The 16,253-nt window shown below is 67.3% G+C and carries 18 protein-coding genes; 8 read left to right on the forward strand and 10 right to left on the reverse strand.

All coding sequences use genetic code 11. The features are described 5' to 3' along the window. Positions 1–5 precede the first annotated feature (5 nt). Positions 6–1,811 (forward strand): aspartate--tRNA ligase, encoded by a 1,806-nt coding sequence (aspS, locus tag VSO01S_RS04885; protein WP_068640672.1) that lies wholly within the window; start codon positions 6–8, stop codon positions 1,809–1,811. Positions 1,812–1,941: 130 nt separating this feature from the next. On the opposite strand, the gene VSO01S_RS04890 is transcribed toward aspS, so the two are convergent. Continuing rightward, complete coding sequence (locus tag VSO01S_RS04890) at positions 1,942–4,563, reverse strand: galactose oxidase-like domain-containing protein (RefSeq protein WP_068640673.1); 2,622 nt, start codon at positions 4,561–4,563, stop codon at positions 1,942–1,944. 399 nt (positions 4,564–4,962) lie between these two features. Here VSO01S_RS04890 and nudB point away from each other — a divergent pair, with 399 nt between their 5' ends. The 6 genes from nudB (at position 4,963) to VSO01S_RS04920 (ending at position 8,897) form a co-directional block, all read left to right on the forward strand. Continuing rightward, positions 4,963–5,436: a dihydroneopterin triphosphate diphosphatase gene (gene nudB, locus VSO01S_RS04895; RefSeq protein ID WP_068640674.1), complete on the forward strand. Its 474-nt coding sequence runs from the start codon at positions 4,963–4,965 to the stop codon at positions 5,434–5,436. Then, positions 5,433–6,185, forward strand: coding sequence for an endonuclease/exonuclease/phosphatase family protein (locus VSO01S_RS04900; RefSeq protein WP_068640675.1), 753 nt, complete (start codon positions 5,433–5,435; stop codon positions 6,183–6,185). Before nudB ends, VSO01S_RS04900 begins: the two co-directional genes overlap by 4 nt. 74 nt (positions 6,186–6,259) lie before the next feature. Then, positions 6,260–7,006, forward strand: a complete 747-nt coding sequence (gene folE, locus VSO01S_RS04905) for a GTP cyclohydrolase I (RefSeq protein ID WP_068640676.1) — start codon at positions 6,260–6,262, stop codon at positions 7,004–7,006. Positions 7,007–7,027: 21 nt separating this feature from the next. Continuing rightward, positions 7,028–7,450 (forward strand): BLUF domain-containing protein, encoded by a 423-nt coding sequence (locus VSO01S_RS04910; RefSeq protein WP_068640677.1) that lies wholly within the window; start codon positions 7,028–7,030, stop codon positions 7,448–7,450. Positions 7,451–7,469: 19 nt separating this feature from the next. After that, positions 7,470–8,297 (forward strand): DUF429 domain-containing protein, encoded by an 828-nt coding sequence (locus VSO01S_RS04915; RefSeq protein ID WP_068640678.1) that lies wholly within the window; start codon positions 7,470–7,472, stop codon positions 8,295–8,297. Positions 8,298–8,396: 99 nt separating this feature from the next. Further along, complete coding sequence (locus tag VSO01S_RS04920; protein WP_068640679.1) at positions 8,397–8,897, forward strand: BON domain-containing protein; 501 nt, start codon at positions 8,397–8,399, stop codon at positions 8,895–8,897. Positions 8,898–8,975: 78 nt separating this feature from the next. Here VSO01S_RS04920 and VSO01S_RS04925 read toward each other — a convergent pair whose 3' ends face one another. From VSO01S_RS04925 to VSO01S_RS04945, 6 genes are all read right to left on the reverse strand, one after another. Continuing rightward, positions 8,976–9,536 (reverse strand): ferritin-like domain-containing protein, encoded by a 561-nt coding sequence (locus tag VSO01S_RS04925; protein WP_068640680.1) that lies wholly within the window; start codon positions 9,534–9,536, stop codon positions 8,976–8,978. Next, entirely contained in the window at positions 9,533–9,958 is a 426-nt protein-coding gene (locus tag VSO01S_RS04930) for a hypothetical protein (RefSeq protein WP_068640681.1), read from the reverse strand. The genes VSO01S_RS04925 and VSO01S_RS04930 overlap by 4 nt, the downstream gene beginning before the upstream one ends. After that, positions 9,948–10,328, reverse strand: a complete 381-nt coding sequence (locus tag VSO01S_RS04935; protein ID WP_068640682.1) for a phage holin family protein — start codon at positions 10,326–10,328, stop codon at positions 9,948–9,950. Before VSO01S_RS04935 ends, VSO01S_RS04930 begins: the two co-directional genes overlap by 11 nt. 102 nt (positions 10,329–10,430) lie before the next feature. Continuing rightward, positions 10,431–10,805 (reverse strand): hypothetical protein, encoded by a 375-nt coding sequence (locus VSO01S_RS04940; protein WP_068640683.1) that lies wholly within the window; start codon positions 10,803–10,805, stop codon positions 10,431–10,433. 64 nt (positions 10,806–10,869) lie between these two features. Beyond that, the gene (locus VSO01S_RS26620; protein WP_084241690.1) at positions 10,870–11,034 is read right to left on the reverse strand and encodes a DUF1328 domain-containing protein; all 165 of its coding nucleotides are present in this window, start codon (positions 11,032–11,034) and stop codon (positions 10,870–10,872) included. Positions 11,035–11,111: 77 nt separating this feature from the next. Further along, on the reverse strand, positions 11,112–12,497 hold the full coding sequence (locus VSO01S_RS04945; protein WP_245684113.1) for a CHASE3 domain-containing protein: 1,386 nt from the start codon (positions 12,495–12,497) through the stop codon (positions 11,112–11,114). A gap of 116 nt (positions 12,498–12,613) precedes the next feature. Between VSO01S_RS04945 and VSO01S_RS04950 the strand changes: the two genes are divergently transcribed. Beyond that, positions 12,614–13,246: a response regulator gene (locus VSO01S_RS04950; RefSeq protein ID WP_068640685.1), complete on the forward strand. Its 633-nt coding sequence runs from the start codon at positions 12,614–12,616 to the stop codon at positions 13,244–13,246. Positions 13,247–13,373: 127 nt separating this feature from the next. Here VSO01S_RS04950 and VSO01S_RS04955 read toward each other — a convergent pair whose 3' ends face one another. The 3 genes from VSO01S_RS04955 to VSO01S_RS04965 all read right to left on the reverse strand — a co-directional run bounded on the left by VSO01S_RS04955 (position 13,374) and on the right by VSO01S_RS04965 (position 16,241). Then, positions 13,374–13,790 (reverse strand): response regulator, encoded by a 417-nt coding sequence (locus VSO01S_RS04955; RefSeq protein ID WP_245684114.1) that lies wholly within the window; start codon positions 13,788–13,790, stop codon positions 13,374–13,376. Positions 13,791–13,937: 147 nt separating this feature from the next. Then, entirely contained in the window at positions 13,938–14,708 is a 771-nt protein-coding gene (locus tag VSO01S_RS04960; protein WP_068640686.1) for a HesA/MoeB/ThiF family protein, read from the reverse strand. 96 nt (positions 14,709–14,804) lie between these two features. Next, the gene (locus VSO01S_RS04965; RefSeq protein ID WP_068640687.1) at positions 14,805–16,241 is read right to left on the reverse strand and encodes a S41 family peptidase; all 1,437 of its coding nucleotides are present in this window, start codon (positions 16,239–16,241) and stop codon (positions 14,805–14,807) included. Positions 16,242–16,253: the final 12 nt, after the last annotated feature.

Genomic DNA, 16,253 nt, shown 5'->3' on the forward strand with positions numbered 1-16,253 from the left:
GAGCCATGGCCATGCGTTCACACTACTGCGGTCTCGTGACCGAAGCCCTGATGGGCCAAACCGTCACCCTGTGCGGCTGGGTCAACCGTCGCCGCGACCACGGCGGCGTCATCTTCATCGACCTGCGCGATCGCGAGGGCTATGTGCAGGTGGTGTGCGACCCCGACCGCGCCGCCACGTTCGCGACGGCCGAGAGCATGCGCAACGAATTCTGCGTGCAGGTCACCGGTCTGGTTCGCGCCCGCCCCGAGGGCACGGTGAACGACCAGCTCAAGAGCGGCAAGATCGAAGTCCTCTGCCACGAGCTGAAGGTGCTCAACCCCTCGGTCACGCCGCCCTTCCTGCTGGACGACGACAACCTCAGCGAAACCACGCGCCTCACGCACCGTGTGCTGGACCTGCGCCGCCCGGCCATGCAGAAGAACCTGATGACGCGCTACAAGGTGACGATGGAGGTGCGCAAGTTCCTCGACGCCAACGGCTTCATCGACATCGAGACGCCCATGCTGGGCAAGTCCACGCCCGAAGGCGCGCGCGACTACCTGGTGCCCAGCCGCGTGCACGACGGCAGCTTCTTCGCGCTGCCGCAGTCGCCCCAGCTGTACAAGCAGATGCTGATGGTGGCCGGCTACGACCGCTACTACCAGATCGTCAAGTGCTTCCGCGACGAAGACCTGCGCGCCGACCGCCAGCCCGAATTCACCCAGATCGACATCGAGACCTCCTTCCTGGCCGAGGACGAGATCCGCGCCATGTTCGAGGGCATGATCCGCCAGGTGTTCACCAACGCCGCCGGCATCGAGCTGGGCGCATTCCCGGTCATGAGCTATGGCGACGCCATGTTCAAGTACGGCTCCGACAAGCCCGACCTGCGCGTGAAGCTGGAGTTCACCGAACTCACCGAGCTGATGAAGACGGTCGACTTCAAGGTGTTCTCGGCTGCGGCCAACATGCCCGGTGGCCGCGTGGTGGCCCTGCGCGTGCCCGGCGGCGGCGCAGAGGGCGGCCTCTCGCGCGGCGAAATCGACGCCTACACCGAGTTCGTCAAGATCTACGGCGCCAAGGGCCTGGCGTACATCAAGGTCAACGACGTGGCCGCCGGCCGCGAGGGCTTGCAAAGCCCCATCGTCAAGAACATCGGCGACGACGTGCTGGCCCAGATCATCGAGCGCACCGGCGCACAGAACGGCGACCTGCTGTTCTTCGGCGCGGACAAGGCCAAGGTGGTCAACGACGCCATCGGCGCGCTGCGCATCAAGATCGGCCAGAGCGCCTTCGGCAAGAAGGCGGGCCTGTTCGAAGACCGCTGGGCCCCGCTGTGGGTGATCGACTTCCCCATGTTCGAATACGACGAGGACGGCCAGCGCTGGAGCGCGGTGCACCACCCCTTCACCAGCCCCAAGGACGGCCACGAAGACCTGATGGACAGCGCGCCCGAGAAGTGCCTGGCCAAGGCCTACGACATGGTGCTCAACGGCATCGAGATGGGCGGCGGCTCGGTGCGTATCCACCGCGAGGAAGTGCAGAGCAAGGTGTTCCGCGCCCTCAAGATCGATGCCGACGAAGCGCAGGCCAAGTTCGGCTACCTGCTCGACGCGCTGCAATACGGCGCGCCCCCGCACGGCGGCATCGCCATCGGCCTGGACCGCCTGGTCATGCTGATGACCGGCGCCGAGTCCATTCGCGACGTGATCGCCTTCCCCAAGACCCAGCGCGCGCAGGACCTGCTCACCCAGGCCCCGAGCCCGGTCGACGAGAAGCAGCTGCGCGAGCTGCACATCCGCCTGCGCAACCCGACGCCTGCGGGCTGACGCGGGCGCCCGACGGGCGAGCAGGCTTCATTCGCCGCACAACAAAAAAACGCCGGGGTGATGCCCGGCGTTTTTGTTTCTGCCGGTCATCGCACGTCAGGCGCGACGACCGGCGTTGTCCGGCAATCGATCAGCTCGAGGCACTGCCCCGGCACGCCAGGCCCACCGCATCGATGTACCAGCCGGCACGGCCGTAAAGCCCATTCGCCGGCTGCCCGTTGGCGCAGGCAGCGCCGTTGGCCGTTCCGTTGGCATTGCCGGCACCGTCCAGCGTGGTCACGCCAGCCTTGAGCCGCCCCGGGCTGGCCAGTGGCTGGCATTGGAGGGTGATGTGGTTGACGTAGGCGCCGGTCCGCACGCCGAAGCCGCTGACCGCCTGATCGGCAGGGCAGAGCCGGCTGAAGGGGCTGCCGCCGTTGTTGCCGGCTGCGCCGCGGCCGATCACGTCCGAAGACCACTTGCCCCATTCGTCGACCTTCGCGCACAGCGGCGCGAGCTTGTCGAGATTGCCGCCGGAACGGCCGCTGACGCCCACGAGCACTTCGTCGCTGTGGCAGGACAGGGCGAAGGGCGATCCACCGGTGCTGCTGCCGAACGAGCTAGTCTTCGAGGCGGTGAAGAAGGGGAATGCGGCAGCCGTGTCTTCGCTGCGGCACAGCAGGCCCACCGCGTCCACCGAAGCGCCCCAGCGCCCGTAGAGGCCCCGCGCAACGCCTTCGGCGCCGCAGCGCCGGTAGGCACGTTCGGTGCCGCCTGCGCCACCCACGGCGGCCAGCGCTGTGGGCACGCCGCCGGCGCGGTTGAGGCCGCTGAGCGGCTCGCACGAGACGACGATGTTGTCGGTGCGCGCGCCCGAGCGTCCGCTGTAGCCCACCACCGCCTGGTCGCGCGGGCAGGTGCGGGTGTAGGCCCCGCCCTCGGTGCCGCCGTACGTCTTCTCGTTGTACGGCTCGCCGATCCAGCGGCCGGCCTTGTCGACGCGCACGCATTGCGCACCGATGTTCCTCACCTCGTTGTTCGAGGACCCCTGGATGCCCGCCAGCACTTCGTCGCTCTGGCATTCAGAGGTGAAGCTCTGGCCCCCGCCCCAGTTGCCGATGGTGCCCAGCCAGTCGGCGTGGATGGCCTGTCGGGCGCCTTCGTTCATCGACACGATCTTGGCGACCGACGGCACGCCGGCGGTGTCGATCAGGAACAGCATGTAGTAGCCCGGCGGGACCACCGCGCCATTGGTCGGCACATGCGCCTGGAGCGTGTTGCCGGTCTGCTGCATGTCCAGTGGCACGCGCCGGTTGTCGAAGCTGAAGGAGTGCGTGACCGAGCCGGTGCGCAGCAGCACCGCCTTCGAGATGGGCAGGCCGCTGTTGACGCCGATGGAGATGATCTGCCCCGGCGTGAGGGTGTCCGGTGCGGAGGTGATCTGCGGGCGCGGCGCGGGTTCGCCATTGGGGCCGAAGAGGTAGGGCGGCGAATAGCGCTCGGCGGTCTTGTAGTTCACGCCATCGATCGCGTTGACATTGTCGGCGGGGCGCACCCCGGGCGCTCCACCCCCGGCGACGAGCACGGTGGCATCGGGAAGCAGAATGGCGCTGGAGTGATAGAGCCGCGGGTCGGTGCCCACGGCACCGACGCTCCACTGGCCCACGGCCGGATCCCACATCTCCGCCGCGTTGTTGACGCCCACGAAGCGGTTGTCGACTTCACTCCCGCCCGTGACCAGGACCTTGCCGTCCGGAAGCACGGTGGTGGTGCCCCAGAAGCGTTTGGTCGACGTCGGTGCCGTCTCGCTGACCTGGGGCACCGGCCGGTTGATTCCGATGCGCGCCACGCGATTGCTGTTGGCGCCCATCTGCAGGATCTGGCCGGGCGTGTACATGGCGGCACTGGAGCCCTTCGCAGCGAAATCCTTGACGAGGTTGGTAACCCGCTGGACGTAGCCCCGGTCCCGCGGATCGACGAAGAACATGAGGCCGTCGATGTCCAGGCCGAAAATCCGGTCGTCCGGCGTCAGGAAATTGCGCGGATACCAGTAGCTGAAATTGTCGGTGGGCGCGTCCTCGAGGAGCCTGAACGTGCCGTCCTTGGCGCGCACTTCGGGCCTGTCGTTTCCGCCGGCGCCGCCGGCGATGAAGATTTGCGCATCGGACAAGGTGGTGACGGTGGCATACCACCGCTCCCGGTTGAGGCCCTTGGCCGGACTCAAGGTATTGGTGCCCGGGTCGAAGAGCGCGGTGTCGCGGGTTCGGAGGTTGTAGCCCACTGGGGGATCGCCCGGCTCGTATTGATCGCCGCCTGCCAGGAACAACTGCCCGCTGCCCGCGAGCAGGGTTTGCGCATTGCAGAAGAGGTCGGTGCCGGTCATGTTCGGCAGCGTCAGGTGCCCTGCATCCAGGGCGCCGGCCGGATCCCAGACGTCATAGATGAGCTTGCCGGTCTGAAGCATTCCGGTGCCGTCGGTGCCGTAGGTCATCACGCGTCCGTCGGGCAGCAGGGCAGAGTGAATGGCGATGAGCGGCCAGGTCGCCCGGGGCGTCCAGCCGCCCTTGGCGTTGGCATCCGGTGCGGCGGCGGGCGCCACGGCGGCCCTGGTGGACTTGACGTCGTTGTCAGCCGTCACGGTGCGGGTCGTCAGTTGGGCGAGCTTCTGAGATGCCCAGTTCAGCGCAGAGTCGTAGTTGCTCTCCGGCTGGCGCTGAGGCGGCGGAATGTCCGTCGTCAGCGCGTTGGAAGCGCCCTGGGGCGCCGCCGCCATGTTGCCCGTGCCTTCAGCCCGGCCCGCTTGCGCGATCGGGTCGCCATTCGCCGATTGGACGGCGGCGGACTGGCCGCTTTCACCGCCGCTGCCGCCTCCGCCGCAACCGGCAAGCAGGGCAACGACCGCGGATGCCGAAACGACGGCCCGTAGCCGCTGAATACCCCTGGGGACTGAATGCATCTTCATGGTTTCCTCTCTGAGCGATATTTGTGTGATGCCTCGAGAGGACCGCGCGCCATTTCGGCGAATGCAGATTCGATGGGAATGACACAGCGAACCATCCCTTGGCGGGCGCAGTATGGGCGGCGAGCCATCCTCTGAAATTCAACTTTCTTCAGCCGTGCAATAGCATGTCGGTCCGGTCCCGCCCACTGCGCAAGAGCCCCGCTGCATCCCATGACGGTCCCTGCCAAGCCCTACAAGATCCCCGAGTCCGTGCTGGTCGTGATCTACACGCCGGCGCAAGACGTGCTGCTCATCCGGCGCGCCGACGCGCCGGACTTCTGGCAGTCGGTCACCGGCAGCAAGAACACGGTGGACGAGCCTCTGACGCTGACCGCCTCGCGCGAGGTGTACGAGGAAACGGGCATCGACTGCCGCCCCGGCACGCCGCTGTCCGCGCGACTGCGGGCCTGGAACGTTTCCAACGTCTATTCCATCTATCCGCAATGGCGATGGCGCTACGCGCCGGGCGTGCTGCGCAACACCGAGCACCTGTTCGGCCTGTGCGTTCCCGAGCGCATCGAGCCGGTGCTCGAGCCGCGCGAGCATGACGCCTGGCAATGGCTGCCGTTCCGGCAGGCGGCCGACGCCTGCTTTTCGCCGTCGAACGCCGAAGCGATCCTGTTGATGCCAAAATTTCTGGAATGACTGCCGAGAACAAGCTGCGCGTTGCCACCTACAACATCCACAAGGGTGTGCAGGGGCTCGGGCCCGCGAGCCGGCTCGAAATCCACAACCTCGGCCATGCGGTCGAGCAGCTGGACGCCGACATCATCTGCCTGCAGGAAGTGCGCAAGATGAACCGCAAGGCGGCCCTCAAGTTCGCGCGCTGGCCCGAGCAGTCGCAGGCCGAGTTCCTCGCGCCCCTGGGCTACACGGCGGTCTACGAAACCAATGCCTACACCCGCCACGGCGAACACGGCAACGCCTTGCTCACCCGCTGGCCGGTGATCCGCAAGACGCACCGCGACATTTCCGACCACCGCTTCGAGCAGCGCGGCCTGCTGCACGCGGTGATCGACGTCGACGGCACGCCGCTGCACACCATCGTGCTGCACCTGGGGCTGATCAAGGGCAGCCGCATCCGCCAGGTGGCCCAGCTGCGCGATTTCGTCGAGCGCGAGATCCCGCCGGACGAGCGGCTGGTCGTGGCCGGCGACTTCAACGACTGGGGTGCGCGCATGCGCTACGCCATGAACGCGATGGGCCTGCGCGACGCCAGCGACCTGCGCGGCCCGCGCATCCTGACCTACCCCTCGCGCCTGCCCCTGACGCAGCTCGATTTCATCTATGCACGCCACCTGCGGCTGACGGAGTGCTCGGTACCGCGCGGCCCGATCTGGGCGCGCATGTCGGATCACCTGCCGCTCGTGGCCGATTTTTCGCTACAAGATTGATAGCAGACGAGGCAATTGCCACGTGTATTCCGGCCTGGGAGGGCAGGGAATCCATTCACTGATAGGATGCACCAATGCTGACCAAGATCGACGCCAAGCTGCGCCCCGTGGAGGCGCCGGCCACGCCGGCTGCGGAGGATGAAGGCACGCCCGTCTCCGTGAAGATCCGCGAGCGGATCCAGGCCGCCCGCAAGCGCTTCTACGCCAACGACAACATCGCCGAGTTCATCCAGCCCGGCGAGCTGGAGTCCTTGCTCGACGAGGTCGAGGACAAGATGAAGGGCGTGCTCGAAAGCCTGGTGATCGACATCGAAGGCGACCACAACACCGGCAACACCGCCCGCCGCGTGGCCAAGATGTACCTCAACGAGGTGTTCAGGGGCCGCTACGTGCCCGCGCCTTCGCTCACCGAGTTTCCCAACGCCGAGCGCCTGAACGAGCTCATGATCGTCGGCCCGATCACGGTGCGCAGCGCCTGCTCGCACCACTTCTGCCCGATCATCGGCAAGCTGTGGATCGGCGTCATGCCCAACGAGCACACCAACGTCATCGGCCTGTCCAAGTACGCGCGCCTGGCCGAGTGGGTCATGGGCCGTCCGCAGATCCAGGAAGAAGCCGTGGTGCAGCTGGCCGACCTGATCCAGGAAAAGACCAGCCCCGACGGCCTGGCGCTGGTGGTCGAGGCCGAGCACTTCTGCATGCAGTGGCGCGGCGTGAAGGAAATGGACAGCAAGATGATCAACTCGGTCATGCGCGGCGCCTTCCTGAAAGACGCCTCGCTGCGCCGCGAATTCCTGTCGCTGCTTCCGCGCAAAGGCTAATCAAGCAAAGGTTGATTCGAGATGCTCGTCCGTCTGCTCTATGCCAGCCGTGCGGTGGATTCCGATCCGAGGACCGTCGAGGCCATTCTGGCCCAGGCGCGCGCCCACAACACCTCCACCGGCATCACCGGCATCCTGTGCCATGGCGGCGGCGTGTTCCTGCAGGCCATCGAGGGCGGCCGCAAGGCGGTGAGCGAGCTCTTCGGCCACATCCAGAAGGACCCGCGCCACAAGGACGTGGAGCTGCTGCACTTCGAAGAGATCAACGAGCGCCGCTTCGGCGGCTGGACCATGGGGTTGGTGAGCCTCACCAAGGTCCACTCCTCGATGCTGCTGCGCTATTCCGAGCGGCCAGAGCTCGACCCGTATGCGGTGTCCGGCAAGGTCTCGATGGCGCTGCTCGAAGAGCTGATGGCCACCGCATCGATCGTCTGCCGCCCCTAGGGCACCGCCGGACGGCCCCTTGCCACCGGAGCTGCTGCTCGGCTGCGACTTCTCCAGCGCACCGACCCGCCGCAAGGCCATCGTCGTCGCAGTCGGTTCGCTCGACCCGGCCGGCCGCAGGCTGGCGCTGGATGAACTGCTGAGATTCACCACGCTGCAGGCCTGGGGCGATTGGCTGGCCGGGCAGCCGCGCTGGATCGGTGCCTTCGATTTCCCGTTCAGCCTGCCGCGCGAGCTGGTCGAGCACCTGGGCTGGCCCACCGCATGGCCTGAACTCATCGCGCACTACGCCGCACTGGAGCGCCCCGAGATCCGCCGCCTGTTTGCCGCGTTCTGCGCCGCGCGTCCCGTCGGCGCCAAGTTCGTCCACCGGGCGACAGACGGGCCGGCCGGCTCCAGCTCCTCGATGAAGTGGGTCAACCCGCCGGTGGCCTACATGCTGCACGCCGGCGTGCCGCGCCTGCTGGCGGCCGGCGCCGCGTTTCCTGCATTGCACATGCCAGCGAACGCCGCCGGGCGGATCGCCCTGGAAGGCTACCCCGGCTTGCTGGCGCGCGAGTTGATCGGGCGCCGCAGCTACAAGAGCGACGACACGTCGCGCCAGACGGAGGAACGCCGGGTGGCGCGTGCCGATCTGGCGGCTGCGCTCGTGCGTGGCGACACACGGCTGGCCATCTCGCTCGACGCGACGCCCGGGCAGCTCGAGATGCTCGTGGCCGATGCCACCGGCGACGCCATCGACGCGTTGCTGTGCCTCGTGCAGGCGGCATGGGCCAGCCAGCGCGTGCCCGGCTTCGGGCTTCCGGAGGGCATCGACCCCCTGGAAGGCTGGATCGTCACCGCCTGAAGCGTGCACCCTTGTCCTACAGCGATTGGCGGCACCGGGCAGACAGGCGCCGCGTGGTGCCCTGGCTAGATTGGGTCATCTCGATTTCAGGAGATTGCCATGACAGAAGCCAAACTGCTGTTGGCCGGGAAGCTGCAGGCCGGCTGCGCCTGCGCGCTGCTGGGCGCTGCGGCGCTGGCACTGGGCGGCTGCGACAAGGGCGAAAACCGCAGTGCCGGACAGGCAGTGGACGACGCGGTCGCCCGTACGGAGCGCGCGGCGGAGGAAGCCAAGGCAAAGACCGAGCAGATGGCGCAGGAAGCGCGGGCGAAGGTGGAGTCTTCCGATGCCGCATCGCGCGTCACGGAGGCGGCCAAGGACGCCGGCAGCGCCATGGCCAAGGCGGCCGACGACGCCACCATCACGGCCGCCGTGAGCGCCGGCCTGGCCAAGGATCCGGATCTGAGTGCCATCAAGATCGACGTCGACACGCAGGCCGGCAAGGTCACCCTGCGCGGCCCGGCCCCCAACCCGGTGGCCAAGGAACGTGCCGAGGAGATCGCCAAGAACGTCAAGGGCGTGAGCTCGGTGGACAACCAGCTCGAAGTCAAGACGATGTAGGCGCGGCGCTACCGGGACCCGACGGACAGTAAAAAGCCCTGCATCGCAGGGCTTTTTACTGTCTTCCGGCCGGCCGTTTCAGTGGCCCAGCCAGTCCTTCAGCTCGTCGGCATGTTCCTCTTCCTGCGCCAGGATCTCTTCCAGCATCCGGCGGGTGGTCGGGTCCTTGTCGCCGATCAGGTTGATCATCTGGCGATAGCTCTCGACCGCGATGCGCTCGGCCACGAGGTTGGCGCGCACCATGGACTGCAGGTCGGTGGAGGCGTCGTAGCCGGCATGGCTGCGCTCGAGCAGGTGCGAGGGCGCGAAGTCGGGCTCGCCGCCCAATTGCACGATGCGCTCCGCGATCTTGTCGGCATGCGCCGACTCTTCGTTGGCATGCACCAGGAACTCGTCGGCAATGGCCGGCGACTGCACGCCGTTGGCGGTGAAGTAGTGGCGCTTGTAGCGCAGGATGCAGACGAGCTCGGTGGCCAGCGCATCGTTGAGCAGCTTCACGATGTCGTCGCGCCAGGGGCCGAAGCCCGGGGTGACGGCGCCGTCGTCCAGGCGCTGGCCGGCTGCGCGGATGGCCGCCTCGTCCAGCTGCAGGCGGCCGCTGGCCGGGGCCGCATGGGCCGTGTTCTGTTGTTGTGTCATGGCGAATCCTTTCGTGGGGAGGTTTTGCGCTGCATCAGCGCATTGACCACGCCCGCGAGTTCCGAGGTCTTGAACGTGGTCGCGACGAGGGCCGACGCGCTGAGCAGGCGCCAGGGGCGGGTGAGCACCACGGCGGCGCCGACGGCCGCCGCCACGGCCACCAGCTTGAGCGGCTCTTCGCGCGCGTACTTCTCGAGGACCGGGCGGGCCAACTGGCCCGCAGCGTGCAGGGGGTGGCGCTGCCACCAATGGCGCGCCACACCGCGCGCGACCGGTGCCCAGGACACGCCGTTCAGGAAGGAAGGGCGCTCGCTCGCGCGCTGGCCCGAGGCTTCGCTGCCTTGCAGCTGGCTCATCAGCGCGTGGCGCGAAACGGCCAGGCGCTGCTGCGGGGTGAGGCGCTGTTGTGGTTCAGTCGGCACGGGCTTCTCCTGCCATGTGCAGCGCACGGACGTCGGCTTCGAGTTGCGCGCGGATGTCCTCGAAGCCCTCGAGGTTGGCCGGGCGCGAGGCGTAGTAGCCGGCGACCAGCGCCACCACCACCGCGACGCCCGGCACCGCGGCCAGGACCCAGTGAAAGCTCCCGTGCATCACACCCATCATGGCGGCGATGCCGATGAGCCCCAACGCCATGACCGCGCTGATGGCCGCGAGGACGCCTGCCACGATGCGGGCCACCAGGCGGCGGCTCGCTTCTGCGGCTTCTTCCCTGACCAGCGCCATGTAGTTGGCAACATGGTCGGCAACCAGTTCCGGATGCCCGAGTACCGTGGTGTAGATGGGATGCAGCATGTTGAATGCGGGCGAGGCCCGGAATGGAGAAATGCCTCGCGCCGCGCGAAGCTCGGCTGACGAACAGGCGCAAAGGGCACCTGCGTGCCCTGGCGCCATCGGTCAGTCGTCGTCGCTTCGCCGCGTGGCCAGCACGATCAGCGCCGTGATGGCAGCGCCCGCGGCGGCCGCCAGCAGCACCGAGCGCACAGGCTGGTCGGCGATGTACCGGCCGGTCATGTCCGCGGCTTCCTCGAACCGGCGCTGCGCGCGCGCACTGGTCTTCGAGGCAGATTCCAGTCCGCGCTGCACGGCCTGCTGGACCCGGGCGGCGATCTGCTCCATGGTGGGTTCGGCTTCGCGCCGGAAGTCGCGCACTCGTTCCCCGGCAGCGTTCACCGCGTTTTGCGCATAGGCGCGGGTGGATTCAACCGTGTCCTGTGCGGCCTGGCGATATTCCTCGGCCAGTTCGGAGGCGGTCTTGGGTGTTGCGCTCATTGCTTCTTCCCTTTCTTTGAATGAGATGTTGACGATGGAACTTGCCCCGGCCATCGTAGCCGCGCTAGCCGCGGCGCATCAAGCTTGCGATGAAACCGGCGATGGCGAGAACCGCGAAGATGACGAACAGCACTTTGGCAATACCGGCCGCGCCGGCAGCGATACCACCGAAGCCGAGCACTGCGGCCACCAGGGCGATGATCAGGAAGACGACTGCGTAGTACAGCATGATGAACTCCTCAGCGGGTCTTGCGCCACGTGTCTGGCGCATGTGAAAACCTTAGGCGCTCTGCTGGGGCGAAGGTGTCAGCCGCCGGGCGCGGGGGGCGTAGGAGGCAGGCCATTTGCCGGCTCCGCGGCAGGCGGAGCCGCCACGGGCAGCACCGCGCGCAGCGTCGTGCCGCGTCCGGGCGCCGACGCGATGCTGAGCTTGCCGTGCGCGGTCTCCACCCGATGGCGCATGCCCGACAGGCCATGCGTGGCGGGCTTCATCTTGTGCATGTCGAAGCCCTGGCCGTTGTCGGCGACTTCCACCTGCACATGGCTGCCGAAGTTCTGCAGGACGATGGTGGCCTCGGTGGCCTTCGCGTACTTGCCGATGTTGGTCAGGCTCTCCTGCACCATGCGGTAGACGGTGAGCTGGTTGCTCTCGCTGAGGTTGACCGGCTCCAGCGCCATCTCCACCTGGATGCCCGAACGCTCCGCGAACTCGCGGCCCAGGATCTCGAGCGATGCCACCAGCCCGAGGTTGGCCAGCGACGAAGGGCGCAGGTCTTCGATGATGCGGCGCTTGAGCGCGATGCCGCTGTTGAGCAGCTCGGTCAGGTGCTGCAGCCGCTCGGTCGCTTCCGGCGAGGTGGCCAGGCGCGACTTGAGCCGTGCGGCGTCTAGCTTGGCGGCGGTGAGCAGCGCACCGAGCTCGTCGTGCAGCTCGCGCGCCAGGAAGCCGCGCTCGTTCTCGCGCACCTCCTGCAAGTGGGTGGCCAGCTCGCCCAGCGTGGCGGTGCGCTCGCGCACTTCATCTTCCAGGGCGTTGCGCTCGCGTTCCAGCGCTTGCTGCTGTCGCTCGCCGGCTTCGCGCAGGCGGTGCGTCTGGCGCAGGTAGAGATAGAAGGCGAACAGGCCGGTGAGGGCGGCCAGCCCGATGCCCAGCCGCGCCGTGGCCAGGGACCGGGCGATCTGCGCCTGGCCCGCCATGAGCGACTGGTTGCTCAGGGCCATCAGCCCGGCGGCCTCGGTGCGGATGGCCGCCATTTCCTCGCGGCCCACGTCGGTGGTGACCACGAACTTCCAGGCATCGTCCTTGCCCGATTCGCGCAGCCGCACCGTCATCTCGATTTCGGCCATCTTGCGCATCACATGGTCGGTGAGGGTGGCCAGGCGCGCGCTTTCGTCGGACTTGCCCTCGTAGAGCTTGCGAAGGGCGGCCAGCTGGTTGGAAATCTGCTTGGCCGCCGCGTCGTAGGGTTCGCGGTACTGCGGCTGGCCGGTCAGCAAATAGCCGAGCTGGCCGTTTTCCGCGTCCACGATGTTCTGCACCAGCGAGCTGAGCACCAGGCGCTCGCCCTGCGCCTCGCCGATCTCCTGCAGCGCCCGGGTGGATTGCCGATAGCCGGTTTCGTTGATGAACACCAGCACGAGCGCGGCCAGCACGGCCAGGCCCAGGCCCAGCTGGAGTGGGCGAAATGCCAACCAACGTTGCAGGCGCTGTCCGACAAGACTTGAGGTCAAACTGTGAATAATCATCTTGAACCAGGGACGGGACCGTAAGCGCTCATCAGAATGCGATCAAGCGACAAGGGCAACAGATGATCAGAATCGGAATTGTGGACGACCATGCCATCGTCCGCTCGGGCTTGCGACAGTTCTTCTCGGAACATGTCGACCTGCGCGTCGTCGGCGAGGCAGCCAGCGGCCGCGAGGCGATCGACCTCGTGCGCAACACCGAAATGGATGTGCTCGTCATGGATCTGTCGATGCCGGGGCAAAGCGGCATCGATGCGCTGGCGATGATTCGCGCCAAGGCGCCCGACGTGGGCATCCTCATCCTCAGCGCCTATCCCGAGGAGCATTACGCACTCAACCTCATCCGACAGGGCGCCAGCGGCTATCTCAACAAGGAATGCGATCCGATGGAAATCGTGAACGCCATCCGCACCATCGCCCTGGGCCGCCGCCACATCACGCCGGCCGTGGCCGACCTGCTGGCGCGCCAGCTGGACCGCAAGACCGACAGCGCGCCGCACGAGCAACTGTCCGAGCGCGAGTTCCAGGTGTTCCTGAAACTCGCCAAGGGCGAAACCGCGGGCGACATCGCCAAGGCGCTGTCGCTGTCCGTGAAGACGGTCAGCACCTACCGCACCCGGCTGATGGAGAAGATGAACCTGTCCTCCAACAGCGACCTCACCTACTACGCCCTGAAGAACAAGCTGATCGACTGAGCCGGTCGCGAAAGCGCAGCGCAGGCCCCCGGGCTGTGCTGCACTGCCGCATGCCTGCACTTGCGGCAGCCCCGCGGGCCGACGGCGCCCGGGCGCTGCCGCCAAGCGGCCGGGGAGGAGGCTGCGGCTACGGCGCACTGGCCGCCGCGCCTGAGTCGCTGGAGAGCAGCGCGCAGTAGTCCACCAGTGCGTCGATTTCATTGGACTTGTCGAACACGGCATCCGCGCCCAGTTGCGCGCAACGCTTGCGGATGTCGGGCGTGGCGTAGTTGCTGAGCACCACCACCTTCTGGGTGGACAGGCGCTGGAGGCATTCCTGCAGGACGCCCAGGCCGCTGCCTTGCTTGAGAAAGAGGTCGACGATGGTCAGGTCCCAGTCGTTGGCATGCTCATGAAGCCAGCGCCTGGCGTCGGATTCAGTTTCGGAATGGCCGATGGCCGAGACTCGGGTCAGTTCCTCCAAGGTCCCGACCAGGTTTTCCCGGATCGTGGCGTTGTCTTCGACGATGTATGTCTTGAGCGTCCTTGGCATGTCGGAAGACATTCACATTTTTCGGCCTGCCACTGACGAGGAGCAATGGTCCAGGAGTGCCAATCGTATCGATCGGTTGCACCATATGGTGCAAGTTGTGAGGGCTTCGCGCTGTAGGAGTGCGCCGACATCGACGCCTGAGGCCCGGCGATGGGGATTTCAGCTGTGGGCGTTGCCGTGGTGGCGGTTTCCGCAGACCGGGCAGCCCGGATCGCGGGCGACGCGCAGGGTGTCGAAGCTGGCCGTGCGGCCGTCGAACATCAGCAGGCGCCCGGCCAGCGGCTCGCCGATGCCGGCCAGCAGCTTCAGCGCTTCACCGGCCTGCAGCACGCCGATGGTGCCCACCACCGGCGCGAACACCCCCAGCACGGCACAGCGCGTTTCCTCGAAATGCGCGTCGGCCGGAAAGACGCAGGCGTAGCAGGGGGAGGCTTCGTCGCGCGTGTCGTACACGCTGAGCTGGCCGTCGAACCGGATGGCGGCGCCGGCCACCAGCGGCCGCCCGTGACGCACGCAGGCCTGGTTCACCAGCTGGCGGGTCGCGAAGTTGTCGGAGCAGTCGATGACCACCTGGGCCTGCGGCACCAGCTCTTCGAGCAGGGGCGCGTCGGCCCGGCGCACGTGGGTCTCGACCCGGATGGTGGGGTTGAGGTCGCCCATGGCAGTCGCCGCCGACCGGACCTTGGCCTGGCCGACGCGAGCGGCCGTGTGGGCGATCTGGCGCTGGAGGTTGGTCAGGTCGACCTCGTCGTCGTCCACCAGCGTGATGTGCCCGACCCCGGCACCGGCCAGGTACATCGCCACTGGCGAGCCCAGCCCGCCTGCGCCGATCACGAGCGCATGGCCCGCCGATACGCGGGCCTGGCCGTCGATGCCGAACTCCTCCAGCAGGATGTGGCGCGAATAGCGCAGCAGGTCGTCGTCTTCCATGGCTTGGCAGCTGCAAAGCGGCGAGCGGGCGAAGCCCGTTAGGGAAACACCGCGGGCTGGCGTTGCCAGGCCGCAGGTGTTGGCCCCTTGAGGGGGCTAGTTCTCTTTCTTCTCTTCCTTGCGCTCGACCTGGGTCTTGCTCACCAGGACCGGCTGGCCCTTGAGCTGCGCCAGGGCCTGCATCAGCGGGAAGTCCTTGTCGGAGCCGAAATCGGGCGCCTTGCGGTCCTGGGGCGACTTCAGAGCTTCGGCTTCCAGCCGCTTGCGCGCTTCCTCGCGGGCCTTTTCGCGGTCCGCGCTCTTGTCCTCGGGGCCCTGGCCGCTGGTCAGGTGCTTGTCGAGGTCGGCCTCGCGCATGCGCAGGATGGCATAGGGGCTGCCCTCGGCGGTTTCGTCGACCAGCACGTTGGGCACGATGCCGCGCGCCTGGATGGACGCACCGCTGGGCGTGTAGTAACGCGCCGTGGTGATCTTCAGGCCGGTGTCGGGGCCGAGCGGGCGCACGGTCTGCACCGAGCCCTTGCCGAAGGTCTGGCTGCCCATGACCGTGGCGCGCTTGTGGTCCTGCAAGGCGCCGGCCACGATCTCGCTGGCCGATGCCGAGCCTTCGTTGACCAGCACCACCAGGGGCACCGACTTGAGCGCCGCCGGCAGGCCGCGCAGCGGGTCGCTGCCGGAGCGGCGCTGGTAGTACTCGGGCGCTGCCTTGTAGACCGACTTGCTCTCGGGCAGCTGGCCGTCGGTGGACACCACCGTGACGTTCTCGGGCAGGAAGGCGGCCGAGATGGCCACGGCCGCGTCGAGCAAACCGCCCGGGTCGTTGCGCAGGTCGAGCACGAGGCCCTTGAGGTTGGGGTCGGCCTTGTACAGTTCCTCGACCTTCTTGACGAAGTCGTCGACCGTGCGTTCCTGGAACTGCGACAGGCGGATCCAGCCGTAGCCGGGTTCCAGCATCTTGCCGCGCACCGACTGCGTGCGGATTTCCTCCCGGGTGATGGTCACCGGGAAGGTGCGGTTCTCGTCCTTGCGGAAGATGGTCAGCTGTACCTTGGTGTTGGCTTCGCCGCGCATGCGCTTGACGGCCTCGTTCAACGTCAGGCCGCGCACGGCCGTGTCGTCGATCTTGGTGATCATGTCGTTGGGCTTGAGGCCCGCGCGGAACGCGGGCGAGCCCTCGATGGGCGAGACGATCTTGACCAGGCCGTCTTCCTGCGAGATCTCGATGCCCACGCCGACGAAGCGGCCAGTGGTGCCTTCCTTGAATTCCTTGAAGGACTTCTTGTCGAAGTACTGGGAATGGGGGTCGAGCCCGGCCACCATGCCGGAGATGGCGTCGGAGATGAGCTTCTTCTCGTCCACCGGCTCCACGTAGTCGCTCTTGACCATGCCGAACACGGCGGCGAGCTGTTGCAGCTCTTCGAGCGGAAGCGGGGCCAGCGAGCCGCGGGCAACGGTTTGCAGCGAGACGGTGGTCAGCGCGCCGGCCACGGCGCCGGCGGCGACCCAGCCTGTAATCTTGAGTTTCTGGCCCATGGGGGAGTCCTG

The organism is Variovorax soli NBRC 106424 (assembly GCF_001591385.1).
GTDB classification, from domain to species: domain Bacteria; phylum Pseudomonadota; class Gammaproteobacteria; order Burkholderiales; family Burkholderiaceae_C; genus Variovorax; species Variovorax soli.

Excerpts from the sequence above, each read along its gene's own strand:
- VSO01S_RS04965 (WP_068640687.1), bottom strand. The coding sequence starts at position 16,241 with ATGGGCCAGAAACTCAAGATTACAGGCTGGGTCGCCGCCGGCGCCGTG.
- VSO01S_RS04960 (WP_068640686.1), bottom strand. The coding sequence starts at position 14,708 with ATGGAAGACGACGACCTGCTGCGCTATTCGCGCCACATCCTGCTGGAG.
- VSO01S_RS04890 (WP_068640673.1), bottom strand. The coding sequence starts at position 4,563 with ATGGCGGCGGCGCCCCAGGGCGCTTCCAACGCGCTGACGACGGACATT.
- nudB (WP_068640674.1), top strand. The coding sequence starts at position 4,963 with ATGACGGTCCCTGCCAAGCCCTACAAGATCCCCGAGTCCGTGCTGGTC.
- VSO01S_RS04920 (WP_068640679.1), top strand. The coding sequence starts at position 8,397 with ATGACAGAAGCCAAACTGCTGTTGGCCGGGAAGCTGCAGGCCGGCTGC.
- VSO01S_RS04955 (WP_245684114.1), bottom strand. The coding sequence starts at position 13,790 with ATGTCTTCCGACATGCCAAGGACGCTCAAGACATACATCGTCGAAGAC.
- VSO01S_RS04935 (WP_068640682.1), bottom strand. The coding sequence starts at position 10,328 with ATGCTGCATCCCATCTACACCACGGTACTCGGGCATCCGGAACTGGTT.
- VSO01S_RS04910 (WP_068640677.1), top strand. The coding sequence starts at position 7,028 with ATGCTCGTCCGTCTGCTCTATGCCAGCCGTGCGGTGGATTCCGATCCG.
- VSO01S_RS26620 (WP_084241690.1), bottom strand. The coding sequence starts at position 11,034 with ATGCTGTACTACGCAGTCGTCTTCCTGATCATCGCCCTGGTGGCCGCA.
- folE (WP_068640676.1), top strand. The coding sequence starts at position 6,260 with ATGCTGACCAAGATCGACGCCAAGCTGCGCCCCGTGGAGGCGCCGGCC.
- VSO01S_RS04950 (WP_068640685.1), top strand. The coding sequence starts at position 12,614 with ATGATCAGAATCGGAATTGTGGACGACCATGCCATCGTCCGCTCGGGC.
- aspS (WP_068640672.1), top strand. The coding sequence starts at position 6 with ATGGCCATGCGTTCACACTACTGCGGTCTCGTGACCGAAGCCCTGATG.
- VSO01S_RS04940 (WP_068640683.1), bottom strand. The coding sequence starts at position 10,805 with ATGAGCGCAACACCCAAGACCGCCTCCGAACTGGCCGAGGAATATCGC.
- VSO01S_RS04925 (WP_068640680.1), bottom strand. The coding sequence starts at position 9,536 with ATGACACAACAACAGAACACGGCCCATGCGGCCCCGGCCAGCGGCCGC.
- VSO01S_RS04900 (WP_068640675.1), top strand. The coding sequence starts at position 5,433 with ATGACTGCCGAGAACAAGCTGCGCGTTGCCACCTACAACATCCACAAG.